Annotated in this window: 9 protein-coding genes; 3 read left to right on the forward strand and 6 right to left on the reverse strand. The window is 71.9% G+C overall.

Annotated features, from left to right (window positions below):
* Positions 1-225: 225 nt before the first annotated feature.
* Positions 226-2,373, forward strand: a complete 2,148-nt coding sequence (locus tag ACWD38_RS21110; RefSeq protein ID WP_221315914.1) for a glycosyltransferase family 39 protein — start codon at positions 226-228, stop codon at positions 2,371-2,373.
* A complete protein-coding gene (locus tag ACWD38_RS21115) occupies positions 2,373-3,647 on the forward strand; it encodes a glycoside hydrolase family 27 protein (RefSeq protein WP_450124735.1) in 1,275 nt (424 codons plus the stop codon). Before ACWD38_RS21110 ends, ACWD38_RS21115 begins: the two co-directional genes overlap by 1 nt.
* Here ACWD38_RS21115 and mutM read toward each other — a convergent pair.
* The 6 genes from mutM to ACWD38_RS21145 form a co-directional block, all read right to left on the reverse strand.
* The gene (mutM, locus tag ACWD38_RS21120; protein ID WP_184481810.1) at positions 3,641-4,555 is read right to left on the reverse strand and encodes a bifunctional DNA-formamidopyrimidine glycosylase/DNA-(apurinic or apyrimidinic site) lyase; all 915 of its coding nucleotides are present in this window, start codon (positions 4,553-4,555) and stop codon (positions 3,641-3,643) included. The genes ACWD38_RS21115 and mutM overlap by 7 nt on opposite strands.
* A 155-nt stretch (positions 4,556-4,710) precedes the next feature.
* The gene (gene rnc, locus ACWD38_RS21125) at positions 4,711-5,490 is read right to left on the reverse strand and encodes a ribonuclease III (RefSeq protein ID WP_221315915.1); all 780 of its coding nucleotides are present in this window, start codon (positions 5,488-5,490) and stop codon (positions 4,711-4,713) included.
* A 65-nt stretch (positions 5,491-5,555) separates the two neighbouring features.
* On the reverse strand, positions 5,556-5,738 hold the full coding sequence (gene rpmF, locus ACWD38_RS21130) for a 50S ribosomal protein L32 (protein WP_184481814.1): 183 nt from the start codon (positions 5,736-5,738) through the stop codon (positions 5,556-5,558).
* A 2-nt stretch (positions 5,739-5,740) separates the two neighbouring features.
* Positions 5,741-6,319: a YceD family protein gene (locus ACWD38_RS21135; RefSeq protein WP_184481816.1), complete on the reverse strand. Its 579-nt coding sequence runs from the start codon at positions 6,317-6,319 to the stop codon at positions 5,741-5,743.
* Between the two features lie 491 nt (positions 6,320-6,810).
* A complete protein-coding gene (locus ACWD38_RS21140; protein ID WP_184485656.1) occupies positions 6,811-7,548 on the reverse strand; it encodes a DivIVA domain-containing protein in 738 nt (245 codons plus the stop codon).
* Between the two features lie 327 nt (positions 7,549-7,875).
* A complete protein-coding gene (locus tag ACWD38_RS21145) occupies positions 7,876-8,310 on the reverse strand; it encodes a ribonuclease domain-containing protein (protein ID WP_184481818.1) in 435 nt (144 codons plus the stop codon).
* Positions 8,311-8,412: 102 nt separating this feature from the next.
* Between ACWD38_RS21145 and ACWD38_RS21150 the strand changes: the two genes are divergently transcribed.
* The gene (locus ACWD38_RS21150; RefSeq protein WP_184481820.1) at positions 8,413-8,868 is read left to right on the forward strand and encodes a GNAT family N-acetyltransferase; all 456 of its coding nucleotides are present in this window, start codon (positions 8,413-8,415) and stop codon (positions 8,866-8,868) included.
* Positions 8,869-9,102 lie beyond the last annotated feature (234 nt).

A 9,102-nucleotide genomic window follows, 5' to 3' on the forward strand; every position in this document is an offset into this window, starting at 1 on the left:
CCGGTGGCGAACCCGCCGAGCGGTGACCGTCCCGAGCGCAACGGCGAACGACGGGTGCTCAGCGGCTTCCGCGCGGGAGGGCGACGTCGCCGCACGGCGGCACCTCGATCAAGCGACGACGGAAACCGCCGCGCGGGCATGCCGGGGACCTCGCACCGGACGTCCAGCCGATTCCCAGGTTCGCCGTCCACCGTCGGGGCCGACGGCGAGCAGAGGAGAAACGCGGTGCGCAAGCTCGAACGGTCCCGGGCGGCCCGGCTGGTGCTGGGCGGCAGCACCGATCCGCCGTGGGCGCGACCGGCGCTGATCGGGGTGCTCGCGGTGGCGGCGGTGCTCGACACCTGGGCGTTGTCGATCAACGAGTGGGCGAACACGTACTACTCGGCCACCGTGCTCGGCATGACGCGCAGCTGGGAGGCGTTCTTCTACGGCTCGCTGGACGCGGCCTCGTTCATCACCGTCGACAAGCCGCCGCTGGCGCTGTGGGCGCAGGCGCTCTCCGCGCGGGCGTTCGGCTTCAACTCCTGGAGCCTGCTGGTCCCGCAGGCCGTGTTCGCGGTGCTGACGGTGCTCGTGCTGCACCACCTGGTGCGCCGGAGCTTCGGGCACGCGGCGGGCCTGCTGGCCGCGCTGGTGCTGGCGGTGACGCCGATCGCGGTGGCGATGGCGCGGCACAACAACCCGGACTCGCTGCTGGTGCTGCTCACGGTGCTCGCCCTGTGGGCGGCGTCCAACGCGATCCGCTCCGGCAAGGCGCTGCCGCTGCTGTGGTGCGCGGTGGCGATCGGGCTCGCATTCAACGTGAAGATGCTGCAGGCGTACTTCGTGCTGCCCGTCATCGCGGTCGTGCACCTCGTCGCCGCCCGGCCGCGGTGGCCGCGCAAGCTGCTGCACCTCGGTGCCGCGACCGCCGTGCTGGTCGTGGTGAGCGCGTCGTGGATGGTCGTCGTGGACTCCGTCCCGGCCGGCTCGCGGCCGTACGTCGGTGGCAGCACCGACAACACGGTGCTCGACCTGCTGCTGGGCTACAACGGGCTCGGCCGCGTCTTCGGCCAGGACCACATCGCCTCCCCCGGCATGATGGGCGGCGGCCCGGGCGGGGGCGGCACGGGCGGCGGCCCGCCGGGCGGCATGCCGGGGCAACTGCCGCCCGGCGGCCCCGGCGGCGGAGGTCCCGGCGGCGGCCCCGGAGGGGGTGGCCCTGGTGGTGGCCCCGGCGGCGATGACGGCGGGCTCACGCGGCTGATCGGCGACCAGGTCGCCGGGCAGATCTCGTGGCTGTTCCCGCTCGCGCTGTGCGGCGCGATCGCGGCGCTGGTGTACCTGCGCCGCCGACCCCGCCACAGCGCCCAGCGCGCGGACTTCCTGCTGTGGTCGGGAACCCTGCTGGTGACGGCCGCGGTCTTCAGCTTCGCCTCCGGCATCTGGCATCCGTACTACACGGTGGCGCTGGCACCGCCGCTCGCGGCGGTCGTCGGCATCGGCGTGGTGTGCATGGTCCGGCTGTTCCGCGTCTCCACCCGCTGGGGCGCGCTGCTGCCGACGTCCATCGCGGCGACGGGGGCCTGGGCGTACCACTTGCTCGACGACGACTTCGTGCCGTGGCTACCGCCGCTGATCGCGGTGCTCACGGCCGTCTCGGTGCTGGTGCTGGCGCTGCTGCTCGCGTTCCCCCGGCAACGCCGGATCAGGCGGGCGAAGGCCGGGATGGCCGCCGTGCTCGCCGGGATCGTGGCGATGTTGTCCGGACCGACGGCGTATGCGCTGACTCCGCTGAGCACGCCGATCCAGGCGACCTTCCCGTCGGCAGGCCCGTCCGGCCAGGGCGGTCCCGGCGGCGGAGGACCCGGCGGCGGACGCGGTGGTCAGGGCGGGCCGAAGCAGGGACAGCGGGCAACGCCCCCGAACACCGCGCCGGACGGCCGGAACGCCGACGGCACGCGCGGAGGCGGGCCGGGCGGGCAGAGCACCGAGGTCAGCGACGAGGTGGTGCGCTACCTGACGGACAACCACCGCGACGAGACCTGGCTCGTGGCCGTCGTCGGTGCCATGGTGGCCGCGCCGATCATCCTCGACACCGGACGGCCCGTGATGGCGGTCGGCGGCTACAACGGCAACGACCCGGCCCCGACGGTGGACGCGCTGCAGAACTACGTGCGGGAAGGGAAATTGCGCTACGTGTGGACCGACGGCACCTCCGGGGTGCGGAGCACGGGCGGCGAGGTCGACACCCGAGTCGTCGACGAGTCGATGACCTGGGTCGTGCGGCACTGCACGGCCGTCGACCCCGCCGCCTACGGCGACACCGGCGACACCGGCACGGCCGACGACACGACCCGAACTCGGCTCTACGACTGCGAAACCCCGCACTGATGCCGTCCCGCGCCACCCTCCGCCGCACCGCGCCACGCGTCGGCGCCGCGCTGCTCGCGGTGCTGTGCACGGCGAGCACCGCCGCCGCTCCCAGGGAAACCGTTGCGGCGGCACCACTTCCGGTGCCGCCCGCGGCGACCCCGCCGATGGGGTGGAACAGCTGGAACACCTTCGGCTGCGACATCGACGAAGCCGAGATCCGCGGCGTCGCCGACGCGATGGTGCGCTCGGGCATGCGCGACGCCGGCTACCGCTACGTCGTCGTCGACGACTGCTGGTACGAACCGGAACGCGACGCCGACGGGAACCTGCGGGCCGACCGCGCCCGCTTCCCCGGCGGCATGGCCGCGCTCGGCGACTACCTGCACGCGCGCGGCCTGCTGTTCGGCCTCTACATGTCGCCGAACGTCGAGACCTGCGCCCAGCACACCGGCGCCTACCCGGGGCAGACCGGCAGCGGGGACCGCGAGTTCCAGGACGCCCGCACCTTCGCGTCCTGGGGCGTGGACTACCTGAAGTACGACTGGTGCAGCGGAGCCGGTTCCCCGCGCACCCAGCGGGCGGCGTTCACCGCGATGCGCGACGCGCTGACCGCGACCGGCAGGCCCATCGCCTACAGCATCAACCCGAACAGCAACTTCCCCGGCGCACCGGGCGAATCCGAGAGCTGGTGCGGCGTCGCGCACCTGTCCCGCACGACCGAGGACATCCAGCCCGTCTGGAGCACGGGCCACCGCAACGAACACCCGATGGGCGTGCGCGACATCATCGAAGTCCACAGTGGAGTGAACGATCGCCCGGAACCCGGATGCTGGAACGACCCGGACATGCTCGAAGTCGGCGTGCACGACGTCGGCGGCTACGCGGGACTCACCCCGCAGGAGCAGCGCACTCACCTGAGCATGTGGGCGATGTTCGCCGCACCGCTCATCGCGGGCAACGACCCGAGGACCACGACCGCACCCGTCCTGGACCTGCTCACCGACCCCGGAATCCTCGCCATCGACCAGGATCCGCTCGGCGCCGCCGCCACCCGCACCACCGGCGGCGACCACCAGGTGTGGGTCAAACCGCTGCACGACGGCACCGCCGTGGCGCTCTACAACCGCGGCGACGAGCCCGCCCGCATCAGCACCGCCCTCGCCGAAATCGGGCTCAGCGCGAGAATCCACCGCGTCCGCGACCTGCGCGACGGCCGGATCACCGAGACCGCCGACCGCATCACCGCCGACGTTCCCGCCCACGGCACCGCCCTGCTGCGGCTCGATCAGTAGTGCGCGTTGCGCGGCTTCGGCTGGCACACCGGGCAGCTGTAGGACGAGCGGTTCATGAACGCGTTCCGGCGCACCACCGCCCCGCAGCGCGGGCACGGGCGGTCGGCCTGGCCGTACACCGCGAGCGACCTGTCGAAGTAGCCGGATTCGCCGTTCACGTTGACGTACAGCGCGTCGAACGAGGTACCACCGGCCTCCAGCGCGGTGGACATCACCTCGGTCACCGCCGCCAGCAGCGCGCGCACCTCCGGCCGGGTCAACGTCTCCGTCGGGCGCGCCCAGTGCAGCTTCGCCCGCCACAACGCCTCATCGGCGTAGATGTTGCCGACGCCCGAGACCAGGCTCTGGTCCAGCAGCGCGCGCTTGACCCCGGTGCGCCGCGACCGCAGCTTCGCCACCACCGCTTCGAGGTCGAAGACCTCCTCCAGCGGATCAGGGGCGATGTGCGCCACCGGCGTCGGCAGCAGCACCCCGCCGACCTCCACCTGATCGGCCAGGCTCAGCCCGCCGAACGTGCGCTGGTCGACGAACCGCAGCTCCGGGCCGCCATCGGCGAAGCCGAACCGCACCCGCAGGTGCTTCTCGTCCGGAGTCCCCACCGGCTGCACCAGCAGCTGGCCGCTCATGCCGAGGTGGGTCAGCACCGCCTCGCCCGGCGCCTGCGCGGTACCGACGAACTCGGTGGCCTGCGGCGCCGCGTCCTCGGCGAGCTCCAGCCACAGGTACTTGCCGCGCCGCCGCGCCGCGCGGACCTCGCGCCCGGCCAGCCGAGCCTGGAAGTCCTCCGGCCCCGGCACGTGCCTGCGCACCGCACGCGGATGCAGCACCTCCACGGCGGACACGGTGCGACCGGTGACGTGCTCGGCGACCCCGCGCCGAACGACCTCCACCTCGGGCAACTCCGGCACGAACCCACCTTCCAGCACGCCCGGACCACCAGCGGCCGAGGCGATCAGTTGATCTAGCAGAGCGCGAAAAGGCCGGTCGAGCAGAGGATTCCGCGGCGGATGCCGCCGGAGAGTCCACCGCTCAACCGGCCTCGAAACGGCTCACAGCCAGGCGATCACGCAGAATCGCCGGTGCGAGCAGACCCCTCGGCGGGCTCCGCGGCGGACTCCTCCGCCGCGACGTCTCCGCCACCGGCCTGCTCGGCTTCACCCTGAGCGGCTTGTTCCTGCCGCTCGGACAACGAGCGCCACGCCGCCTCGGCGGCCTTCTGCTCGGCTTCCTTCTTTGTCCGGCCGTCACCCTCGCCGAGGGTGTCACCGGCCACGGACACGAACGCGCTGAACTCCTTGCGGTGATCAGGGCCGCGCTCCTGCACCCGGTACTCCGGCACGCCCTGACCGGTGGCCGCGGTGAGCTCCTGCAGGCTGGTCTTCCAATCCAGCCCGGCACCGCGCTGCGGCGCCTCGGTCAGCAACGACCCGAACAGGCGGTAGATCATGTCCCTGGCCACGTCGATGCCGTGTTCCAGGTACACCGCGCCGAGCACTGCCTCCAAGCTGTCCGCCAGGATGCTCGCCTTGTCCCGGCCGCCGGTGAGCTCCTCACCGCGGCCCAGCAACAAGTACTGGCCGAGCCCGCCCTCGCTGAGGGAACGGGCCACCCCTGCCAGCGCGTGCATGTTCACCAGGCTCGCGCGCAGCTTCGCCAGCTGACCTTCCGGCAGATCCGGGTGCTCCCGGTACAGCCGGTCGGTGATCACCAGTCCGAGCACGGAGTCCCCGAGGAACTCCAAGCGCTCGTTCGGCGGCAGGCCACCGTTCTCGTACGCGTAAGAGCGGTGCGTCAGGGCAAGCGTGAGCAGCTCGGCGTCGAGTTCGACGCCGAGCGCTGACATCAACGGGGCCCGGTCCGTCAAGCGGTTCCGGGACTGCTTTCCCCCCACGCCGCGATCCGCGGGCGTCAGGCGGGCTGGACGACCTGGCGGCCGTCGTACTGGCCGCAGGCCGGGCAGACGACGTGCGGCAGCTTCTGCTCCCGGCAGGCCCGGTTCGAGCACTGCACCAGGGTCGGCGCGGTGGCCTTCCACTGGGACCGGCGGTGCCGGGTGTTGGAGCGGGACATCTTGCGCTTGGGGACGGCCACGACTAGTTCTCCTCTTCGTTTCCGCCGAACCGCTCACGCAGCGCGGCCCAGCGAGGGTCCATCGTCTCATGGGTGTGCTCGGGATCGAGCTCGGCCCACTTCACCCCGCACCCGGTGCACAGGCCCTGGCAGTCCTCACTGCACACCGGGGACGTGGGCATCGTCAGCAGCATGGCGTCCCGCACCGCGGGCTCCAGGTCGATCAGTTCATCGACGACGCGGCTGACCTCGTCCTCGTCGGTGGTGGCGTCGGTCGTGCTGTCCGGGTAGGCGAACAGCTCGCGCAGCTCGATCTCGATCTCCTCGGAGAACTTGTCGAGGCAGCGCGCGCACTCACCCGTGAACTCCGCCGTAGCGGTGCCCGAGATCAGCACTCCTTCCACCACGTTCTCCGCCAGCACGTCGAGCCGGACCGGATCGCCCTCGGGCACTCCGATCATGTCCAGGCCGAAACCGGCAGGCGCCGGCGCACTGCGGGTAAAGCTGCGGCTGCTGCCCGCGCGGTTGCCGAGCTCGCGGGTGTCGATCACCCACGGGCCGACCTGCGGGGCGGCGCTTGCTGCGTCACGGTTCTGGGACATCACGGATCTCGTCGAAGCGAAGGGGCGGGTCAGGTGTGCCAGCCGAAGGCTGAGCGACCGTCCCGGGCCGGTGCTGCTTGGTCCAGGTGCGGTACCGATGGCGTGAACGGCCGGAGCCGTCCAGCTCGCGCGGAGCACCCGGCCGGGCCGGCACCAGGTCCGGCCCACCGCCCGGCCCGCGCGGAGTCAGCACTCCGGAAAGCGGGATCAACGGGCCTCCGTGGGACCGGCCAGGCGACCGGAACGCATCCGGACGGACCTCGCACGGCCATCGGGGCCAGGGTACGCCACGCCTCCGACCACCGGAAATCACCCCGGCGCAAAGCGCGTACCAGGGAGTGGGCCCCGGAAACCGATCTTTCGATCCGCGCCTCGTCCGCGGAGAAACCGATCAGCGTGAGCGAGCGGACCACCGGCGGTCCTCAGCGGCTCCCTCGCGAGAAGTTGATCCCGCAGCGAGGAAGCCGCTGAGCTACCGGCCGAACAGGAGGTCAGTTCTCCTCGTAGGCGTTCGCCCCGGCGCGCGAGTCCTCGTAGTCGAACGGCACGCCGACCGGGCTGCGCAGCTGCTGGCGCCCCTTGCCGACCGTGCGCAGCGTGCGGCTGAGCAGGTCTTCGAAGTCCGCCAAGCGCGAGTCCACGTAGGCGTCGCACTCGGTGCGCAGCCGTTCCGCGTCCTCGTTGGCGACCTCGACGATGCGCCGCGACTCGCTGTGCGCGGCCTGCGCGACCTCGGTGTCGGCGACCAGGCGAGCCTGCTCGGACCGCCCCTCGTGCACCGACTGCTCGTAGGCCGCCCGGCCCGCCTGCACCATGCGGTCCGCCTCGGACTGGGCGCGGCCCACGTAGTCCTCGTACTCGCGGCGACCGGCGGTCACCGACTCCTCCGCGCGGGCGCGGGCGTCGGCGATGAGCTGGTCGGCCTGTTCCTGGGCGTCGGCGATCAGCTGCTCGGCCTCGGCGCGCGCCGAGGAGACGGTGCGGTCCGCCTCCGACCGGGCGTCCCCTATGGCCTTGCCGGACTGCGCCTCCGCCTTGGACACCACGTCATCGCGGTGGTCGAGCACGTCCTGGGCGTCGTCGAGCTCCTGCGGGATCGCGTCCCGCACGTCGTCGAGCAGCTCCAGCACATCGCCACGGGGTACGACGCAGCCCGAGGTCATCGGTACCCCGCGCGCCTCCTCCACGATCGTGACGAGCTCGTCCAGCGCCTCGAAAACCCGGTACACCTCGATCTCCCTGCCGTCGTAGCCGTCCGGAGCGGCAAGCATGACACCAGACTCCGGCCCCGGGGATCACGGGTCGGCCGATCACCAGTGTGCCGCCGCAGGCCATGCGAGGTGTGGACCCTCGCCGCGCGTGTCCCGATTCACGCCGAACGCCACGAACGCGCCGGGTCCCGCTCCCGAGACGACGAACGGGCCGCCCGCCCCGCGTGGGGCGAGCGGCCCGGCGTCGATGCTCTCCTCGTCGAGCGGGCGGAACCCGCGGAGTTCGATCTCGCGGCGCGACGGCCGCCGAGCTCCGTATCGCCCGTCGAGGCCGGGGCGAACCGGTCAGCCGTCGATGTTCGTGATGGAGAAGCTCTCGTAGTGGTCGTCGGTGTAGAAGAACTCCGTGCCGCCACCGACGACGAAGCGGCGGGCGCCGCGGTCGTCGCTACCGGGGGTCTCCACCGTGTACTCCTTGTAGTAGCCGTCCTCGCAGTCCGGCAGGATGCCCTCGCGGTTGGAGAAGGTCTGGTCGTCCTGCGGGTACGGGTAGGGCCCACCGGCCTTGATCAGGTTCACGGTGTCGGTAGCCTCGGGGGGCAGCGCCGAGAGGTCCACCGGGGGGAACTCGGCGGTGTCACCGCACGCGGCGGCGGCGACCTGCTCGGTCTGAGCGGTGACCGGACCGGCGGCCACCGCGGCGGCGGAGACCCCGAACAGGCCCGCGACGGCGAGCAGCCCGGCCAGCAGGACGTTCATGGCTTTCGACGAGATCTTCATGTCGCGGACGCTAACCGCAGGTCATGATCACCTGGCGGGTTGTCGTGAACACGAAGCCGAACGCGAGCACAGTTCACCCGGCCGTGGCTCTACGGTCGATCCGTGACATCTCCCGTTCTCCGGCGAGCCGCCGAATCCGACCTGGACGCCATCGTCGACCTGCTCGCCGACGATCCCCTCGGACGCACCAGGGAACACCCCGGCGACCCCGCGTACGCCGCCGCGTTCGCCGCGATCGACGCCGACCCGAACCAGCTGCTCGCCGTCGCCGACCTCGACGGAGCGATCGTGGGAACGCTGCAGCTGACCTTCATCCCGGGCCTGTCCCACGCGGGCGCCACCCGCGCGCAGCTCGAAGCGGTGCGGGTGCGGACGGACCGGCGCGGCGACGGGCTCGGCCGGGAACTGGTGACGTGGGCGATCGAGCAGGCCCGGCGGCGGGGCGCGGCGATGGTGCAGCTGACCAGCAACGTCTCCCGCGAGCGAGCGCACCGGTTCTACGAACGGCTCGGTTTCGAGCACACCCACGTCGGCATGAAGCTCGACCTGCGCGCCTGAGCCGAGCTCACCACCCGCCTTTGAGCTCGTCTTCCCAGCTGAGCGGGATTGTTCGTCATTTTCTTGTCAGCGGCGAAGCCGCTGAGCAGTGACCAGCTTGAGCAAGGTGACCACCGGCGGGTTCTCAGCGGTTTCCTCGCGAGGACAGCTTTTTCCCTCGTGGCGGAGCCACTCGGGAAAAAGATCGGTGCTCTGGCGGGCGGTGCTGCTCTGCCGGGTGCCGGTGCTCTGGCG

Source organism: Saccharopolyspora sp. NPDC002578 (assembly GCF_053592695.1).

Coding starts and splice junctions, on each gene's coding strand:
- ACWD38_RS21115 (WP_450124735.1), top strand. CDS start 2,373: ATGCCGTCCCGCGCCACCCTCCGCCGCACCGCGCCACGCGTCGGCGCC.
- rnc (WP_221315915.1), bottom strand. CDS start 5,490: ATGTCAGCGCTCGGCGTCGAACTCGACGCCGAGCTGCTCACGCTTGCC.
- ACWD38_RS21135 (WP_184481816.1), bottom strand. CDS start 6,319: ATGTCCCAGAACCGTGACGCAGCAAGCGCCGCCCCGCAGGTCGGCCCG.
- ACWD38_RS21145 (WP_184481818.1), bottom strand. CDS start 8,310: ATGAAGATCTCGTCGAAAGCCATGAACGTCCTGCTGGCCGGGCTGCTC.